We start from the raw sequence: 17253 nt of genomic DNA on the forward strand, positions 1-17253 counted from the left end.
CGGGCCAGCGAGCGTGGCCGTGGAGGCCATGCCCAGCGAGCGCGAGGCCGAGGCCAGTGCGGATCAACGCGTGCGCGAGCGGGCCGGTACGGCCACCCGCACCCGCGTGTCCCTGGAGACGACGGCGGACGGGCGGATCGGTATGCACGGCTTCCGCTCCGCCGAGGTCAAGGCCGTCAGCTCCCTGCCGCTGGCCGTGCGCGAGATCCAGGAGCTGGGGCTGACCGAGCGTCGGCGGTGGCGAGACCTGGTGCGTGGTTCCGGCCGCCTGAGCGCGGTGGCTCCCAGTGGCGCAGAGCCGGTGGTGGTGATTGACGGGCAGGTCTACTCCAGCCGTGGCAAGCCTACTGGTCGCAAGCGTGTGGACGAGGTCGTTGACGCCACCGGCCTGCGGCTGGGCGAGCTGCGCTACTGCGTGCACGCTGATGGCTTCTGGCAGGTTCATCGCGACGCTCCAGGTGTCCTGGTGGACCGGGTGGTGCGCGGCGCGCTGACCGGGACGCTGGAGGGCTCGTCCTCCCGCCCTGGCGCCGTGCGGGCCGAAGGGCTCAAGGTCCTGGAGCTGTACTCGGGGGCCGGGCTGTTCACCCTGCCGCTGGCGAGCCTGGGTGGCGAGGTACGTTCCCTGGAGGGCAGCGAGCAGGCGGTGCGTGACGCCAGGAGGAATCTGCACGCCTTCCCGGGTGCTCACCTGTTCGCCGGACGGGTGACGCCGGCCTCGGTGGCTGAGCTGGGCCGGGGCTTCGGCGAGGCGGGAGACCAGGCGGCCGACGTCGTCGTCCTCGACCCGCCACGCAAGGGCGCGGGACGGGCGGTGGTCGAGGCCGTGGCGGACCTGGGTCCTAGGCGTGTGGTGCTCGTGGCCTGTGACCCGGCCGCGGCAGCCCGGGACCTGGGGGCCCTGCTGGCGCGGGGCTACAGCCTGGCCAGCATGTGCGCGCTGGACATGTTCCCCCACACCCACCACTTCGAGACCCTTATCGTCCTTGATCGGGACTGAAGTCCTGGATGCTTGCTTCGCTCATATTCCCACCATGTGACGCGTCGTCGTCTAACGTGAGTCGTGGCCCGAGAGCCGACGGCGCCGCCAGACGCCGCCGTCGGCCTCCTCACCAGCGTGACAGGAGCGACGATGACGAGTCTCGACACCTTCCACTCCCGCTCGACCCTCCAGGTGGACGGGACGAGCTACGAGATCTACCGGCTGGACGCCGTCGAGGGCCTGGAGCGGCTTCCCTACGCCCTCAAGGTCCTGGCCGAGAACGTGCTGCGCACTGAGGACGGCGCCAACGTGACCGCTGACCACGTGCGTGCGCTGGCGCAGTGGGACCCGGCCGCCGAGCCGAGCACCGAGATCCAGTTCACGCCTGCGCGGGTGGTGATGCAGGACTTCACCGGCGTGCCCTGCATCGTGGACCTGGCCACCATGCGTGAGGCCGTGGCCGAGCTGGGTGGGGACCCGAGCGTGATCAACCCGCTGGCCCCGGCCGAGATGGTCATCGACCACTCGGTCCAGATCGACTCCTTCGGCCTGGCGAGCTCGCTGGAGCGCAACAAGGAGCGCGAGTACGAGCGCAACTCCGAGCGCTACCAGTTCCTGCGCTGGGGCCAGGGGGCGCTGTCCAACTTCCGCGTGGTGCCGCCGGGCACGGGGATCGTCCACCAGGTCAACATCGAGTACCTGGCGCGCACGGTCTTCACACGTACCGTGAGCGACCCGCAGGGCCGCCAGGTCCTCCAGGCCTACCCGGACACCTGCGTGGGTACGGACTCCCACACCACCATGGTCAACGGCCTGGGCGTGCTGGGCTGGGGCGTGGGCGGAATCGAGGCCGAGGCCGCCATGCTGGGCCAGCCGGTGTCCATGCTCATCCCGCGCGTGGTCGGCTTCCGTCTGACCGGCGAGATCCCGGCCGGAGCCACGGCTACCGACGTCGTGCTCACCATCACCCAGATGCTGCGCCAGCACGGCGTCGTAGGCAAGTTCGTCGAGTTCTACGGCGAGGGCGTGGCGGCGGTGCCGCTGGCCAACCGCGCCACGATCGGCAACATGAGCCCGGAGTTCGGCTCGACCGCCGCTATCTTCCCCATTGACGAGGTCACCCTGGACTATCTGCGGCTCACGGGCCGTGACGAGTCCCAGGTCCGGCTGGTGGAGGAGTACACCAAGGCCCAGGGCCTGTGGCACGACCCTGCGCGCGAGCCGGTCTACTCCGAGTACCTCGAGCTCGACCTGTCGACCGTGGTGCCCTCGATCGCCGGCCCCAAGCGTCCCCAGGACCGCATCGAGCTGTCCCGGGCCAAGGAGGCCTTCGAGCAGGCACTGCCGACCTACGCCGACGCCCCCCACAAGCCCACGCCGGTGACTCTGGCCGACGGCACTAGCACCGAGCTCGACCACGGGCACGTCGCGATCGCCTCGATCACCTCGTGCACCAACACCTCCAACCCCTCGGTCATGGTGGCGGCCGGCCTGCTGGCGCGCAACGCGGTGGCCAAGGGCCTGCGGAGCAAGCCGTGGGTCAAGACCTCGACGGCGCCGGGCTCCCAGGTGGTCACGGACTACTACGCCAAGGCCGGGCTGTGGCCGGCGCTCAACGAGCTGGGTTTCAACGTGGTGGGCTACGGCTGTGCCACCTGCATCGGCAACTCCGGGCCTCTGCCCGCTGAGGTCTCCCAGGCGGTGCAGGACGCCGATCTCGCCGTGGTCTCGGTGCTCTCGGGCAACCGCAACTTCGAGGGGCGGATCAACCCTGACGTCAAGATGAACTACCTGGCCTCCCCGCCGCTGGTCATCGCTTACGCGCTGGCCGGGACGATGGACTTTGACTTTGCCACCCAGCCGCTTGGCCAGGACGGCGAGGGCCAGGACGTCTTCCTCGCCGACATCTGGCCGGACCCCGCCGAGGTCCAGGCCACCATCGACGCCACGATTGACCGCGAGATGTTCACCTCCGACTACGCCGACGTCTTCGCCGGCGACGAGCGCTGGCGCAGCCTGGACACGCCGGAGGGACAGACCTTCGCCTGGGACGAGGACTCCACCTACGTGCGCAAGGCGCCCTTCTTCGAGGGACTCACGATGGAGCTGACCCCGGTGGAGGACATTGAGGGAGCCCGGGCGCTGGCCAAGCTGGGCGACTCGGTGACCACGGACCACATCTCACCTGCCGGTGCGATCAAGGCCGACTCGCCTGCCGGGCGCTACCTGGCCGCTCACGGGGTCGAGCGCAAGGACTTCAACTCCTACGGCTCGCGCCGCGGCAACCACGAGGTCATGATCCGCGGCACCTTTGCCAACATCCGCCTGCGCAACCAGTTGCTCGACGGCGTTGAGGGCGGCTACACCCGCAACTTCCTCACTGGCGAGCAGGAGTCGATCTTCGACGCCTCCCAGGCCTACCAGGCGGCCGGGATCCCGTTGGTGGTGCTCGGCGGTAAGGAGTATGGCTCAGGCTCCTCGCGTGACTGGGCAGCCAAGGGGACCTCGCTGCTGGGGGTCAAGGCGGTGATCGCTGAGTCTTTCGAGCGTATCCACCGCTCCAACCTCATCGGCATGGGCGTGGTCCCGCTGCAGTACCCGGCTGGCGAGAGCGCCGAGAGCCTCGGGCTGGACGGCAGGGAGACCTTCAGCGTCACGGGGCTCACGGCGCTCAACGACGGCGTGACCCCCAGGACCGTGACGGTCAGGGCAGACAAGGGCGAGGGGGACAGCGTGGAGTTCGACGCCGTCGTGCGTATCGATACCCCCGGTGAGGCGGACTACTTCCGCAACGGCGGCATCTTGCAGTACGTGCTGCGCGGCCTGGCGAGCGGGCGGTAAGCCTCAGCGAGGGGCGATCCCCAGGCCCTGGATGACCTCCGCCGTCTCCAGGGCCGCCAGGAGCGCGCCGGGAACCAGGAGCTTGGAGGCCCTGACGCCTGAGCCGATGAGCACCGTCTGGCGTGCAGCCACCTGAGCGTCCACGAGCAGGCGCCAGGAGGTAGGCAAGCCCACTGGCGTGATGCCGCCGTACTCCATGCCGGAGAGCTCCACCGCCTGCTCCATGGGCAGGAAGGAGGCCTTATGGACGTCCAGCAGCTTCTTGACCACGTGGTTGACATCGGCGAAGTCGCTGGCCCGCACGACGCAGGCGGCCACGCGGCGCTCGCCGGCGCGCTTGCCGGCCACGAGGACGCAGTTGCCGGTAGCGTCAGGATCGAGGCGGAAGTGCTCGTTGAGGGCGTCGGTGTCGCTGAGGGAGGGGTCGATGGCGCACACGCGCGCCTGGTCAGCCAGGTCGGGGTGGGTGTGCTCCAGGGCCTGGAGGGCCTCGGCCACGGGGGAGGCGAGCAGCTCGGGGTGGTCCAGCGCGCGCAGCCAGCCGATCTCCTCTCCTAGGACGAGAGCAGGGTCACGTCGCTCGTTACTCATGAGGATCTCCTTGTCGCGGGCCGTCCCGGTCAGGTAGGCAGGGCGGGCTGGCGGCAGTCTAGGAGCGTCGGTCCGCCCTCCAGGACGGGGGCCAGGGAATGAAACGCATGGCACCATGGTTGGCGCGCACACACGTCAGTCGACCCATCGCGAGCCCTCGCGCTCGCGTGCCAAGGAGGAGTAGGTCATGAGCACGCGCAGTCCTGAGCAGGAGCAGGTACGCACCGAGGAGGTCGACCTGCTCGTGGTGGGAGGCGGGAAGGCCGGTAAGTCCCTGGCCATGGCCCGGGCCAAGGGCGGCGAGAGCGTTGTCATGGTGGAACGGGACAAGATCGGTGGCACGTGCATCAACGTTGCCTGCATCCCCACCAAGACCCTCATCTCCTCGGCGCGGGTGCTTCGCGAGGTCCAGGGCTCGGCGGCCTACGGGGTCAGCCTGCCGGAGAGCGCCGGCGGCGCCGAGGCCCTGGCCCAGGCGCGGGTGAGCCTAGCGGCTCTGCGTGAGCGTAAGGAGGGCATGGTCGGCGGCATGGTCGCTGCCCACCGGGACACGCTCTTCCCCTCCTCCGGTATGGACTTCGTGCTCGGTACGGCCCGTTTCGTGGCGCCGCGCACGGTGGAGATCGAGGTCTCTGACGGCGCCACGCGCCGGGTACGGGGCCGCAGGGTGCTGATCAACACCGGGACCACCCCAGCCGTCCCACTGATCGAGGGCCTGGCTGAGACTCCGTTCTGGACCAGTGAGGATCTGCTGACGTTGCCGGAGCTACCCAGCCACCTGCTGATCGTGGGCGGCGGCGTCATCGGCGTCGAGATGGCCTCCCTCATGGGGCTGCTGGGCGTTCCGGTCACCCTCGTCCACGCTGGCGAGCACATCCTGGACCGTGAGGACGAGGATGTTGCCGCCATGGTGGCCTCGGGGCTGGAGGCGCTGGGGGTGGAGATCCTCACCGGCGCCCGCGTCAAGCGCGTCCAGGGTGGACGGGAGGGCGCACGCGCCGTCGTCGTGCACACGCAGGACGGGCGTGAGGCCACCGGCTCCCACCTGCTCGTGGCGCTGGGACGCCGGCCTGTCACCGACGGCCTGGGGCTGGAGGCTGCCGGGGTCGAGCTGACCGAGCGGGGCTTTGTCAAGGTGGACGACCACCTGCGTACGAGCGCCGAGGGCGTCTATGCCGCCGGCGACGTGGCGGGCACCGCACAGTTCACTCACGCCTCCTGGTCCGACTTCCGCGTCCTTCGTGACCTCTTTGCCGGGAAGGAGGCCTCCACGGCGGGTCGGCTCATCCCTTGGGCGGTCTTCACCACGCCCGAGCTGGGGCACGTGGGGCTCACCGAGGCCGAGGCTCGCCAGGCTGGTCATGAGATCCGGGTGGCCAAGACCCCCACCGCGGCGGTGCCGCGTGCCAAGACCCTGGGGCGTACCGAGGGTTTCTACAAGGTGATCGTGGACGCCACGACTGATGAGATCCTCGGTGCGGCGGTGATCGGCGCCGAGGCCAGCGAGGTCATCACCAGCGTCCAGATGGCGATGCTCGCAGGCCTGCGCTGGCAGCAGCTGCGCGACGCCGTCATCACCCACCCCACGATGAGCGAGGGGCTCAATATCGTCCTGGACTCCCTGGGCTGAGGCCGGGCTCCCAGCCTTCTCAGCTACTGAGCGTGAAGGCGGCGGAGAACACGCACGTGCAGCACGTGGCAGGATGTGCCACGTGCTGCACGTGATCTTCTTTGAGCCCCGTATCCCTGGCAACTCTGGAGCGGCGATCCGCCTGTCTGCCAACACCGGCTCGATGCTGCACCTGGTGGACCCGCTGTTCGACATGGACGACGCCAAGCTGCGCCGCGCCGGCCTGGACTACCACGATCTGGCCAACACGCGGGTGCACGCCAGCTGGCAGGAGTGCCTGGAGCAGGTGCCGGGCCGGATCTTCGCCTTCACCGCCCACACCTCGCAGCTGTACACCGAGGTGGAGTGGCGGGGAGACGACGCGTTGCTGTTCGGTCCCGAGCCCACCGGCCTGCCCGAGGAGATCATGGAGGACCCTCGGGTCAGTGGGCGGGTGCGGATCCCGATGATGGAAGGCAATCGCTCCCTCAACCTGGCCAACTCCGCGGCGGTGGGCCTGTACGAGGCCTGGCGCTGCCTAGGGTTTCCCGGCGGGTGCTGAGTGGTTCTGACTGAGCGTGGCTGAGACGCTGAATCAGGCTGAGACGCTGAGCCTTTAGAGCATGCCGGCGGGGCGGATCGACAGGTCCTCGATGCTGGCGTCCAGCGCAGTGTCCACGGCAAGTCGCACGGCAGCGGCGACCGAGGTGGCCGCCATGTGGTCCTTGGCCCGGTACCTGGCGCCTTTGCTCTTCTGGATCCGCCTCTGCATCGGGGTGTCGACCCGGCCCGGGTAGATCGTGGTGACACGGACCGAGCCGCGCTCCTCCTCACGCAGCGCCTCGGCCAGAGCCGTCAGGCCCTGCTTGGAGGCGCAGTACAGGGCCTGCTCGGGCCATGTGTGCAGTCCGGCACCCGAGTTCATCATGACCACCAGGCCCCGGGCGGCGTGCAGCGCCGGCAGCAGCAGGCTGGTCAGGTGGGCGACGCTGACCAGGTTGAGGTCGAGGACCTGACGCCACCGGGCCGGATCGGCCTGCGCGATGGGGCCGGCGTGCTCGACGCCGGCGCAGTGGACGAGCACGTCCAGGCTCTGAGCGTCCAGCTCGGTGACGGCCTGGGCCAGCGCGGCGTCGTCGGTCAGGTCCACGGCCAGGGTCCGCACCTTGGTGTCGTTCTCCTCAGACAGCACCGTGGCCAGCTCGGTCAGGTCGGCCTGGCTGCGTGCGAGCAGGACGAGGTCGTGGTCACGTGACAGGTCGCGTGCCACGGCCAGGCCGATGCCGGAGGTCGCGCCGGTGACGAGTGCGAGGTGACGGCGCTGGTGGCGGCCGCGCGAGGCACGGGTGGTCTGCGAGGCGGAGCGGGTGGTGGAGCGGGAGGAGGCGGAGGCCTCACTGCGACGTCGGGGTGTGCTCACAGCTCTCCCTCCAGGAAGGTGGCGGCCTGTGGGCTGCCGGCGACGGTGTAGGTGGCGGTCAGGACGGCGCGAGCCAGGCTGTGGTGCGAGACCTGGCAGGCGACGGCGGAGGCCGAGGCCTCGTCATCCAGCCCCAGGGTGTCCACGTCCAGGGCGTGGACGGCGAAGACGTAGCGGTGGGAGCCGTCCCCGGCCGGGGGATAGGGACCGGACCAGGCGTGAGTGCCGGCGTCGTTACGGACGTGGAAGGCGGCGCCGTCGAGCTGGAGGTCAGACTCGCCGGTGCCTTGAGGTAGGCAGGTGACGCTGGCGTCCAGGTCAACGATGGTCCAGTGCCAGAAGCCGGCAGGGCTGGGGGCATCGGGATCGAAGCAGGAGACGACGAAGGAACGGGTGCCCTGCGGTGCGCCGGACCAGTGCAGCTCGGGGGAGATGTTGTCGCCGATCGCGGTCAGGCGCAGGTCCATCTCCTCTCCTTCGCGAAGGTCGTCAGAGGCCAGGGAGAAGCTCGTGACCCTTGGCAGGTGGTCATAAGGGAACGGGGGACGACGACGGCTGAGGTCTGCTGTCACGGGAACCTCCTGGGCGGCTGGAACGGGCGCTGACGACGAGGGCTGGACTCTCGCGCGGGGCAGGTCCAGACCGGACAGGGTCACTGTAGACGGAGGCTGTGACAGAAACCTGAGTGAAGTCTGGGGACGGTTTTTTCTGTCAGTGCTCCGCGCTACTCTTCCTCCAGTCGCGAGTGTACATGTGTTCGAGATGAGAGGAGCGTGAGATGAGCGAAGCCAGCCAGCGCGCGGGGGCGCAGCAGCGTCTGGCACGGGCGCGTGAGGCTTTGCTCCGCGCCGAGCAGCGTGCTGGCGTGAGAGGGACGGGGCACGGGGAGCTGCGTCGCGCCGCGGCCCGAGCCTCGGCGCCGGCTTCCGCCTCCTTGCCAGAGGCTGCCTCGCTCGGTGCCTGGCAGGTGCTGGAGCGTGACCTTGACTCCGGGTGGAGCGGGGTGCTCGCCCTCAGCGGCTCCCTGTGGCTCCTGCTGGCGCTGGCCGCCAGGAGGCAGTCGACGCACGGCTGGTGCGCCGTCGTCGGAGGGCAGGATGTGGGATGGTGTGCTGCTGCCGAGGCGGGCCTGGACCTGGCGCGGACCCTGGTGGTTCCGCTCAGTGGGAGGGACGCGCGCTCGCGTGCCACCCTCCTGCCCGGGGTCGTCGGCGCCCTGGTCGACGGCGTCGAGGTCGTGGTCCTGACCTCCACGGTCGCCTCAGGCCTCAGTCACGGTGTCCGGCGCTCTGTGCAGGCTCGTGCGCGCGAGCGGGGCGTCCTGGTGCTGCTTCAGGAGGCCTGGGACGGTGTACGACGCGTGCAGGCGCGCGTGACGGACTATGACACCGGGGGCGTCCTCCATGTCCTGGGGGAGCAGTCTCCTGGCGTCCAGGAGATGCCCGCAGGGTACCTCGTCGGCCAGGAGTGGCAGGTGCGTGACCCTCGCAGCGGGGCCCTGACGAGCCTTCGTCTTGATGCCCAGGGACTGCGTGTCCTGGAGGAGGAGACGGTGCGCGGGGCCCATGAGCCCGCGGCGCAGCCTCGTCCTGCTCTCACCGTGATCGAGGGAGGGGCGCAGTGAGCCGGGAGGAGGCCTGTGCACGCCTCATCGCCGTGTGGGTGCCGGACTGGCCGGTGGCTGCACTGGGGCTGGAGGCGCAACGCAGCCCGGGGGTGCTGACGGACCCGGCGCTGGTCCCGGTGGCCGTCGTGGGTGGGCACGGGGTCGTGGCGGCCTCGCCCCGAGCGCGGTCGGCAGGAGTGAGGACCGGGATGCGTCTGCGCCGGGCTCGGTCCTTGTGTCCTGAGCTGACGGTGCTTCCTGCCCAGCCGGAGAGGGAAGCCCGCAGCTTCGAGCGCGTGATGCAGGCGCTGTCCACCGTCCTGGCCGATCCCGTCGTCGCCCGGCCCGGGCTCGCCCTGTCTGGGGCGCGTGGGCCTGCGCGATGGCTGGGCAGCGAGGAGGAGGTGGCGGAGTCGCTGGTTGAGGCGGTGGCCCGGGAGACGGGGGTCGAGTGCCTGGTCGGCATCGCTGACTCACTCCTGGCCTGCATCCTGGCGGCTCGGCGCGGTGTGATCGTTCCCGCTGGGCAGACGGCCGAGTTTCTCTCACCCTGGCCAGTCTCCTCAGTCCTGGTGGCGCTGGCGACTCGGCGTGAGCGCGAGCAGATGAAGGACCTGATCGAGACCCTGACCCGCCTGGGGCTTCGCCGTCTTGGTGACCTCGCCCAGGTACCGGAGGCTGATGTTACGGCGCGCTTTGGGCCGATGGGGCAGCGCGCTCACCGCCTGGCTAGCGGCAGGGCCTGGATCCTGCCGCGCAGCAGCCGCCCTGAGACGGACGTTGAGGTTGTTGCCGAGCTGGACCCACCCGTCGCGCGAGCGGACGCCGCGGCCTTTGCCGCGCGTCACCTGGCTGAGGAGCTGGTCGCACAGCTGCTGCGACGGGGCATGGTGGCTGGGCGCCTCCGGGTCGAGGCGGGGTGCGAGGACGGCAGTGACTTGTCCCGTTTCTGGATGCTGGAGTCGGCACCGACCAGTGCTGAGCTGAGGGACCGGGTGCGTTGGCAGCTGGAGGGCTGGCTGGCGGGGCGTGCCGGTCAGCCGCCGGCCAGTGCGCTGGTCCGCCTCAGTCTGACGGCGATGGAGCTCAGTGCTGCCGGCAGCGCGCAGACGGGCCTGTGGGCCGGCCCAGATGAACAGGTACGACGACGCGCCTACCGTGCAGCACAGCGGGTGGAGTCCCTGCTCGGGGCTGGTGAGGTTCGGCTGCCCGTCGTGGTGCCGGGCCGCGACCCGCGCTCGCGAGGGGTGCTGATGACCTGGGGCGAGGAGGTGACCGGTGCAGGGCAGGGAGGTGAGGACCTGACGGGGCCCGCTCGGGAAGGAGCGTGGGAAGGGGCGCTGCCCTCTCCCTCGCCTGCGCTGGTGCCGGCCACACCTGTCCCTGCCCAGCTGCGTGACGCGCAGGGCAAGGAGGTGGAGGTTGATGCCCAGGGTCAGCTCGGCTCTGATCCGCACAGAGTGACGGTGACAGGTCTCCTGGGCGCCGAGGGCGTGGACCTGAGGCAGGGGGTACAGGTACGCGCCTGGGCGGGGCCGTGGCCGGTGGATGAGGGGTGGTGGCGGCAGCAGGGGCCCTCGCGGCGTGCTTACCTCCAGGTGCTGACGGAGCAAGGGCCGGCGCTGCTCCTGGTCCGCGCCGGGCGGTGGTGGGTTGACGGGGTGTACTGCTAGGCGTGCTGACGGGTGCTGAAGCGTCTCCAGCCGAGCACGATCAGCGCGGCCAGGCACAGCCAGGCCACTGCCAGCGACCAGCCGGCCAGGACGTCAGTGAGCCAGTGATAGGCGAGGTAGACGCGTGAGAGCCCCACGGCGCCGGCCGCTCCGATCGCAGCGAGCGCGGCCAGGACCTTCCAGCGCCTGGAAGCGCCTGAGAAGACCACGAAGCCTGCCAGTGTCCCCACCAGGACCGCCGTGTTGAAGGAGTGGCCGGAGGGAAAGGAGAAGGTGGACGCCGGATCTCCCAGCAGCAGGTCGATGGAAGGGCGCTCACGGGCAAAGATGAGCTTGAGCATGACAGTGACCACGGACGAACTGATCATGGCCGCCACGAGCACCGCGGCGTGGCGGAGCCGACCTGCTCGTAGGAAGAGGACAGCGGCCACGAGCGTGATGACTGCCAGGCTCATCGCCCCTCCCAGGTGCGTAGCGACCCAGGCGGCACCGGTCAACCATCCCCGGCGCCAGGCCACCATCCAGCTCGTGACCGAGGGGTCGTAGGCGGACAGGTCATCGCCCTCCATCGCGCCGTCGGCCAGGACCGCGAAGGCGATCAGCGCCGTCAGGGCGCCAAGGCCAAGCGCCGGAGCCAGCCAGCGCGAGCGCTGGGCGGCAGGTCCCTGGACCGGGGAGGCGGTGTGCGCCATCAGCCGGTCCGCACCCGCCGACGGCGTGGTCGAGATGCTCTGAGAAGGTGGCGCAGGCGTCATGGCCCTAGATCTTAAGGACCTTCCTGGAAGGGGTCTGGACGCGTGGTTGACGCCGACCTAGGACGGGAGCGGCACCAGGTAGCATCCCTCCCGGTGCCGAGCGGCACACCTGACAGCGCCCACCAAGACGGACAAGGACACCCATGGCCAAGCTCTACTTCCGCTACGGCGCGATGAACTCGGGCAAGACCACAGGACTGCTCCAGACCGCCTACAACTACGAGGAGCGTGACCAGAAGGTCCTTCTCATTAAGGCCGGTGTTGACATCAAGGGGGATGACACCGTGGTCTCCCGCCTGGGGGTGCGCCGGCGTGTGGACCTGCTCGTCTCGCCCGAGGACGACCTACGCGTCCTGGTGCGCCGCGCGGCCCTGGGGGAGCGGGCCAGCCAGCCTCGGGCCACGGCCCGCGAGGGCGTGGACTGCGTCCTGGTGGACGAGGCCCAGTTCCTCACCCCGCTGCAGGTGGACCAGCTCCTAGAGCTCGTCCTCATCGATGACCTGCCGGTCCTGGCCTACGGCATCCGCACCGACTTCCGCACGGTGAGCTTCCCCGGATCGCGCCGCCTGATGGAGGTGGCCCACTCCCTGGAGGAGCTCAAGACCATCTGCCGCTGCGGGCGCAAGGCCATCTTCAACGCCCGCAAGGTGGGCCAGCGCTTCGTCTTCGACGGTGACCAGATTGCCATCGACGGCGTGGATGTCACCTACGAGTCCCTGTGCGGGAAGTGCTACCTGGAGGCCGGCGGCAGCCTGTCAGCGTCGGCCTAGGTCCGCCGTCGCCGGCTCGACGGCGGGGGCCTTGGTGATGAGCTTGTGACCCCACCACAGGGCGAAGAAGACCGGGATCCCGATATAGGGCAGCAGGATCTCGCTCAGGGAGGCTCCTGAGATCATGGGCTCGTAAGCCTGGCCGGCGATGATCGCCAGGCACGCCACGAGCGCGACCACGGCTCCGGCGGGGAAGAAGCGCGCCCGGTAGGGCAGATCGTCCAGGCTGTGGCCCTGCGCCTTGAAGGCGGCACGGAACTTCCAGTGGCACCAGGAGATCCCAGCCCAGGTGATGAAGCCGGCCAGCGCCGAGACGGTGAGCAGGAACTCGTAGGCGCGTCCGTCGCCCACGAGTGAGGTGATGAAGCCGGCCAGCCCCACCAGGGTGGTGGCCACGAGGGCGTTCATCGGCACCTGGTGGCGAGAGAGCTTCTTGAGGAACTGGGGAGCCTGGCCGTTCTCTGCCAGGGCGAAGAGCATGCGGGTGGAGGCGTACAGGCCCGAGGTCCCGGCAGAAAGTACGGAGGTGAGGATGATGGCGTTCATGATGCTCGCTGCCCCCAGGATTCCGGCCTTGGAGAAGACCAGGGTGAAGGGGCTGACGGCGACGTTGGACTCCGAGGAGGACAGCAGGTTCGGGTCGGTGTAGGGAATGAGGAAGCCGATCACCGCGATGGCGCCGATGTAGAACAGCAGGATGCGCCAGAAGATCGTCCGGATGGCGCGCGGGATCGTGGTCTCAGGGTGCTCGGCCTCTCCCGCCGCGGTGCCGATGAGCTCGGTGCCTTGGAAGGAGTATCCGGCTACGAGCAGGACGATGAGGATGCCCTCCGGCCCTCCCACAAAGGGTGCTGCGCCGTCGGTCCAGGCCGCCGTGCCGGGAGAGTCCCCGATGATGCCGGCGATCATGAGCACGCCCAGCACGAGGAAGACGATGACAGCAGTGACCTTGATCGCCGCGAACCAGAACTCGCCCTCACCGTAGGCGCGTGCGGACAGGGCGTTGAGGACGAAGAGCACGAGCAGGAAGAGCGCTGACCACACAATCGAGGGGGTGTGGGGGAACCAGTACTTCATCACCAGCGCGGCGGCCACGAGCTCGGCGGCCACGGTGATCGCCCAGTTGAACCAGTAGTTCCAGCCGATGGCGAAGCCGAAGGAGGGGGAGACGAAACGGGTGCCGTACTCGCCGAAGGAGCCGGCCACGGGCAGGTAGGCCGCCATCTCGCCCAGGGACTGCATGATGAGCCACACCATGATGCCCACCGTCCCGTAGGCCACCAGTGCCCCGCCCGGGCCGGCCTGGGAGATGGTGGCGCCTGAGGCCACGAACAGCCCGGTCCCGATCGCGCCACCGATCGCGATCATCGTCAGGTGGCGCGATCGCAGGGAGCGACGCAGCCCCTCGCTGGTGGTGGCGTCGGGGGATGCGGGAGCCGCAGGTGTGGAGGCAGGCTGGTTGGACATGGGGGCCTCATGGTTGGGGACAAGATGCCGACGGCGGTGCGGGCACGTGCCGTACGGTGCGGGGACTACCGTAGCGGGCTCGGGCGGCGGCCTCATGCCTGGAGATGGTGGTGGCGGTGTGGTGTGATGCGCGTTTGCTGCCGGAGGGCGGGGCGCCGAGACGTCGATCATGCTGTCGCACCCTCCCGCTAGTGTGTACAAGTGTTCGAATCCAGCTATGCCGAGCTGCACTCGCACTCGGCCTACTCCTTCCTCGACGGTGCCAACGAGCCCGAGGACCTCGCTGCCGCGGCGGCCGAGCTCGGCCTGACGGCCCTGGCCCTGACGGACCATGACGGGATGCCGGGGATCGTGCGTCACGCCCAGGCTGGGCGTGCCCTCGGCCTGCCGACGGTCCACGGCACCGAGCTGACGATGTCCGACGGCGCCCACCTGCCGGTGCTGGCTCGCAGCCCCGAGGGCTATCGCCACCTGGTCAGCGCTATCTCCCAGCACAATCTGCAGGCGGGACGGCGCCAGGAGCCGGCGCACCGGCTGGAGGACCTTGCCCAGGCGCTGCGGGGTGGGACAGGGATGGCGGCGCCCTCGTCCTGCCTGGTCCTGACCGGGACGGCTCGGGGCCCGCTGCGACGTGCCCTGGGGGACCCCGCTCGTCCCCACACCTGGGACACCCAGGCTGCTGACATCTGCCTGGGCCGGATGGTTGAGCTCCTGGGGGCGGACGGCGTCGCCGTCGAGATCACCCTCAACGGCGGGCCGACTGACGCTGCCCTGACCCGGATGCTGACCCGGCTGGCTGCCTCGCACCGTCTGCCTGTGCTGGCCACCGGTGCCGTGCGCTGCGCCAGGCCTGCCGACTCGCGCCTGGCTGACGTCCTGACCGCCACGCGGCTGGGGACGGACCTGGAGGGGGCGCGTGGTCACCTGCCGGCGATCGGCCGCTGGCTGCGCAGCGGGGCGGAGATGGCGCGTCTGCACCGCCGGGCTCCGCAGGCGGTGGGGGTGACGGCGGAGCTTGCTGCCGACCTCGCCTTTGACCTCGCTCTCGTTGCCCCTGACCTGCCCGCTGCGCAGGTCCCTCCCGGCCACACCCCGGCCAGCTGGTTGCGCGAGCTGACGCGCCAAGGGGCACTGTTGCGTTACGGCACGCGTGAACAGGATCCGCACGCCTGGCAGGTGCTCGACCACGAGCTGGAGGTCATCGAGTCCCTCGGGTTTCCTGGTTACTTCCTCATCGTGCGCTCCATCGTGGAGTTCTGCGAGGAGTCAGGCATCTTGTGCCAGGGGCGCGGGTCGGCGGCGAACTCCGCCGTCTGCTACGCCCTGGGGATCACGGCGGTGGACGCGGTGCGCCACAAGATGCTCTTCGAGCGCTTCCTGTCACCCGGGCGCGCCGGCTACCCGGACATCGACCTTGACATCGAGGCCTGCCGGCGCGAAGAGGTCATCCAGCACGTCTACACCCGCTACGGCCGCCATCGCGCGGCCCAGGTCGCCAACGTCATCTCCTACCGTCCTCGCTCCGCCGTCCGCGACGCCGCCCGTGCCCTGGGCTACCCCGCAGGGCTCCAGGACGCCTGGGCCCGGTCCATCGAGCACGGGTGGTCACGTGAGCAGGACGGACAGGCCCGCGAGGACGCGGTCCCCGAACAGGTGCTCGACGTCGCTGACCGTCTGCTGCGTCTGCCTCGCCATCTCGGGGTCCACTCCGGCGGCATGGTGCTGGCTGCCCAGCCCGTGACCGAGGTGTGCCCGGTGCGCTGGGCGGCGATGGAGGGACGCAGCGTCCTGCAGTGGGACAAGGACGACTGCGCGGCCGCTGGTCTGGTCAAGTTCGACCTGCTGGGGCTGGGGATGCTCACCGCGCTGCGCCTGGCCTTCACAAGCCTGGGGGATCGTGGGGAGAAGGTTCCGGACCTCACCAGCAGGCAGGGGGATGGGATCCTGCGCCCGGCCCAGGTAGGCAGGCCCTGGGGGCTGCACACCCTGCCGGAGGAGGACCCGGCGGTCTACCGGCTGCTGCAGGCGGCGGACACGATCGGGGTCTTCCAGGTGGAGTCACGCGCTCAGATGGCGACCCTGCCACGTCTGCGGCCTCGGGTGTTCTATGACATCGTCGTCGAGGTCGCCCTCATCCGCCCCGGCCCGATCCAGGGAGATGCTGTCAATCCCTACATCCGTCGCAGGCTGGGGCGGGAGGAGCCGGACTATCTCCACGACCTGCTGCGACCGGCGCTGGAGAAGACCCTGGGCGTGCCGCTCTTTCAGGAACAGCTCATGCAGATCGCCGTCGACGCTGCCGGCTTCAGCCCCGTCGAGGCGGACGCGCTGCGTCAGGCTATGGGGGCCAAGCGCTCGGTGGAGCGCATGGAGGCCTTGCACCTGAGGCTGGTGGAGGGGATGAAGGAGCGAGGCATCAGCCAGGGCACGGCGGAGCTCGTCTTTGACAAGCTGCGGGCCTTCGCTGACTTCGGCTTCCCCGAGTCTCACGCCTTCTCCTTCGCCTATCTGGTCTACGCCTCGGCCTGGCTCAAGGTGCGTCGTCCCGAGGACTTCTACGCCGGGGTCCTAGCGGCCCAGCCCATGGGTTTCTGGTCTCCTCAGACCCTGGTGGCGGACGCGCGCCGCCATGGCGTCCAGGTCCTGGCCGCTGACGTGAGCCACTCCGAGGTCCAGGCGAGCGTGGAGACAGTCCGCCCGGGCGCGCCGTCCCAGGCGTGCGTGGGTGGAGCGGGGGAGGAGGCCTCGACGGCGCTGACCCACCTGGACACCCACCGTGACCTCGCCGTGCGTCTGGGACTGGCCCCGATCAAGGGCATAGGACGTGAGCTCGCGGAGAGGATCGTGACAGAGCGCCAGTCTCACGGCGCTTACCGGGACGTGGCGGACCTGGCTCGTCGGGTGCGCCTGGGGCGCAAGCACCTGGAGACCCTGGCCGCTGCCGGGGCACTGGCCTCGCTCGGGGTCAGCAGGCGTCAGGCCCTGTGGTCGGCCGGCGTGCTGGCCGATGAGCACGGTCGGCCGCACCTGGGCCATCGCACCGGTGGTGACCGCACACCGTGGTGCCAGCCCCCGCTGCCGGGCACGGCGGTGGGGTCCCGGGCTCCGGACCTGCCGGAGATGAGTGCCCAGGAGCGTCACGTGGCGGACCTGCGCCTGACGGGGGTGTCGACCGAGACCCACCCGCTGGCCTTCCTGCGCACCGCGCTGGCCGAGGATGGCGTCGTCGAGGTCGTCCGCGTCGGTCAGCAGGGCAACGGGGCACAGGTGCGTGTGGCTGGGGTTGTCACTCACCGTCAGCGTCCGTACACGGCTGCCGGGACCGTCTTCCTCAACATTGAGGACGAGACCGGGCTCCTCAACGTCATCTGCTCGTCCGGCATGTGGAAGCGGTACCGCCACGTGGGTAGGCGGGCTACCGCCGTCGTCGTGTGGGGGGTCGTCGAGAGCGCCGACGGCGTGACGGCCCTGCGTGCTCAGTCGCTCCAGGGCCTGGAGGGGGTGGTCAGTACCGGCAGCCGGGACTGGGCCTGATCGCG

At 69.9% G+C, this 17253-nt stretch carries 13 protein-coding genes; 8 read left to right on the forward strand and 5 right to left on the reverse strand.

What is annotated here, in order from left to right:
* Both HMPREF0058_RS09745 and acnA read left to right on the forward strand, forming a co-directional pair.
* Nucleotides 1-1000 (forward strand): class I SAM-dependent RNA methyltransferase (locus HMPREF0058_RS09745; RefSeq protein ID WP_081449225.1); only part of this gene is annotated, 1000 nt, incomplete at its 5' end.
* Between the two features lie 132 nt (nucleotides 1001-1132).
* The gene (gene acnA, locus HMPREF0058_RS09750) at nucleotides 1133-3823 is read left to right on the forward strand and encodes an aconitate hydratase AcnA (RefSeq protein ID WP_006549626.1); all 2691 of its coding nucleotides are present in this window, start codon (nucleotides 1133-1135) and stop codon (nucleotides 3821-3823) included.
* 3 nt (nucleotides 3824-3826) lie between these two features.
* On the opposite strand, the gene HMPREF0058_RS09755 is transcribed toward acnA, so the two are convergent.
* On the reverse strand, nucleotides 3827-4414 hold the full coding sequence (locus HMPREF0058_RS09755; protein ID WP_006549627.1) for a YbaK/EbsC family protein: 588 nt from the start codon (nucleotides 4412-4414) through the stop codon (nucleotides 3827-3829).
* 187 nt (nucleotides 4415-4601) lie between these two features.
* Here HMPREF0058_RS09755 and HMPREF0058_RS09760 point away from each other — a divergent pair, with 187 nt between their 5' ends.
* Together HMPREF0058_RS09760 and HMPREF0058_RS09765 are read left to right on the forward strand one after the other, a co-directional pair.
* The gene (locus HMPREF0058_RS09760) at nucleotides 4602-6044 is read left to right on the forward strand and encodes a dihydrolipoyl dehydrogenase family protein (protein ID WP_006549628.1); all 1443 of its coding nucleotides are present in this window, start codon (nucleotides 4602-4604) and stop codon (nucleotides 6042-6044) included.
* 82 nt (nucleotides 6045-6126) lie between these two features.
* Nucleotides 6127-6585: a tRNA (cytidine(34)-2'-O)-methyltransferase gene (locus HMPREF0058_RS09765; protein ID WP_024036122.1), complete on the forward strand. Its 459-nt coding sequence runs from the start codon at nucleotides 6127-6129 to the stop codon at nucleotides 6583-6585.
* A 54-nt stretch (nucleotides 6586-6639) separates the two neighbouring features.
* Here HMPREF0058_RS09765 and HMPREF0058_RS09770 read toward each other — a convergent pair whose 3' ends face one another.
* Complete coding sequence (locus HMPREF0058_RS09770; protein ID WP_006549630.1) at nucleotides 6640-7443, reverse strand: SDR family oxidoreductase; 804 nt, start codon at nucleotides 7441-7443, stop codon at nucleotides 6640-6642.
* Entirely contained in the window at nucleotides 7440-8015 is a 576-nt protein-coding gene (locus HMPREF0058_RS09775; RefSeq protein ID WP_034237125.1) for a YbhB/YbcL family Raf kinase inhibitor-like protein, read from the reverse strand. Before HMPREF0058_RS09775 ends, HMPREF0058_RS09770 begins: the two co-directional genes overlap by 4 nt.
* A 206-nt stretch (nucleotides 8016-8221) precedes the next feature.
* Here HMPREF0058_RS09775 and imuA' point away from each other — a divergent pair, with 206 nt between their 5' ends.
* Nucleotides 8222-9067 (forward strand): DnaE2-dependent mutagenesis accessory factor ImuA', encoded by an 846-nt coding sequence (gene imuA' / locus HMPREF0058_RS09780; protein WP_006549632.1) that lies wholly within the window; start codon nucleotides 8222-8224, stop codon nucleotides 9065-9067.
* Nucleotides 9064-10722, forward strand: coding sequence for a DNA polymerase Y family protein (locus tag HMPREF0058_RS09785; RefSeq protein ID WP_006549633.1), 1659 nt, complete (start codon nucleotides 9064-9066; stop codon nucleotides 10720-10722). The genes imuA' and HMPREF0058_RS09785 overlap by 4 nt, the downstream gene beginning before the upstream one ends.
* On the opposite strand, the gene HMPREF0058_RS09790 is transcribed toward HMPREF0058_RS09785, so the two are convergent.
* A complete protein-coding gene (locus HMPREF0058_RS09790) occupies nucleotides 10719-11414 on the reverse strand; it encodes a phosphatase PAP2 family protein (RefSeq protein WP_048680132.1) in 696 nt (231 codons plus the stop codon). The two genes, HMPREF0058_RS09785 and HMPREF0058_RS09790, sit on opposite strands and share 4 nt — an antisense overlap.
* Before the next feature lie 206 nt (nucleotides 11415-11620).
* On the opposite strand from HMPREF0058_RS09790, the gene HMPREF0058_RS09795 reads away from it, so the two are divergent.
* A complete protein-coding gene (locus HMPREF0058_RS09795; RefSeq protein ID WP_006549635.1) occupies nucleotides 11621-12247 on the forward strand; it encodes a thymidine kinase in 627 nt (208 codons plus the stop codon).
* Here the strand turns inward: HMPREF0058_RS09795 and HMPREF0058_RS09800 are convergent.
* A complete protein-coding gene (locus tag HMPREF0058_RS09800; protein ID WP_006549636.1) occupies nucleotides 12233-13714 on the reverse strand; it encodes an amino acid permease in 1482 nt (493 codons plus the stop codon). The genes HMPREF0058_RS09795 and HMPREF0058_RS09800 overlap by 15 nt on opposite strands.
* A 201-nt stretch (nucleotides 13715-13915) precedes the next feature.
* On the opposite strand from HMPREF0058_RS09800, the gene HMPREF0058_RS09805 reads away from it, so the two are divergent.
* On the forward strand, nucleotides 13916-17248 hold the full coding sequence (locus tag HMPREF0058_RS09805) for an error-prone DNA polymerase (RefSeq protein WP_006549637.1): 3333 nt from the start codon (nucleotides 13916-13918) through the stop codon (nucleotides 17246-17248).
* The last annotated feature ends 5 nt before the right edge of the window (nucleotides 17249-17253 follow it).

Origin of the sequence: Actinomyces urogenitalis DSM 15434 (assembly GCF_000159035.1) — a bacterium.
Taxonomy (GTDB): Bacteria; Actinomycetota; Actinomycetes; order Actinomycetales; family Actinomycetaceae; genus Actinomyces; species Actinomyces urogenitalis.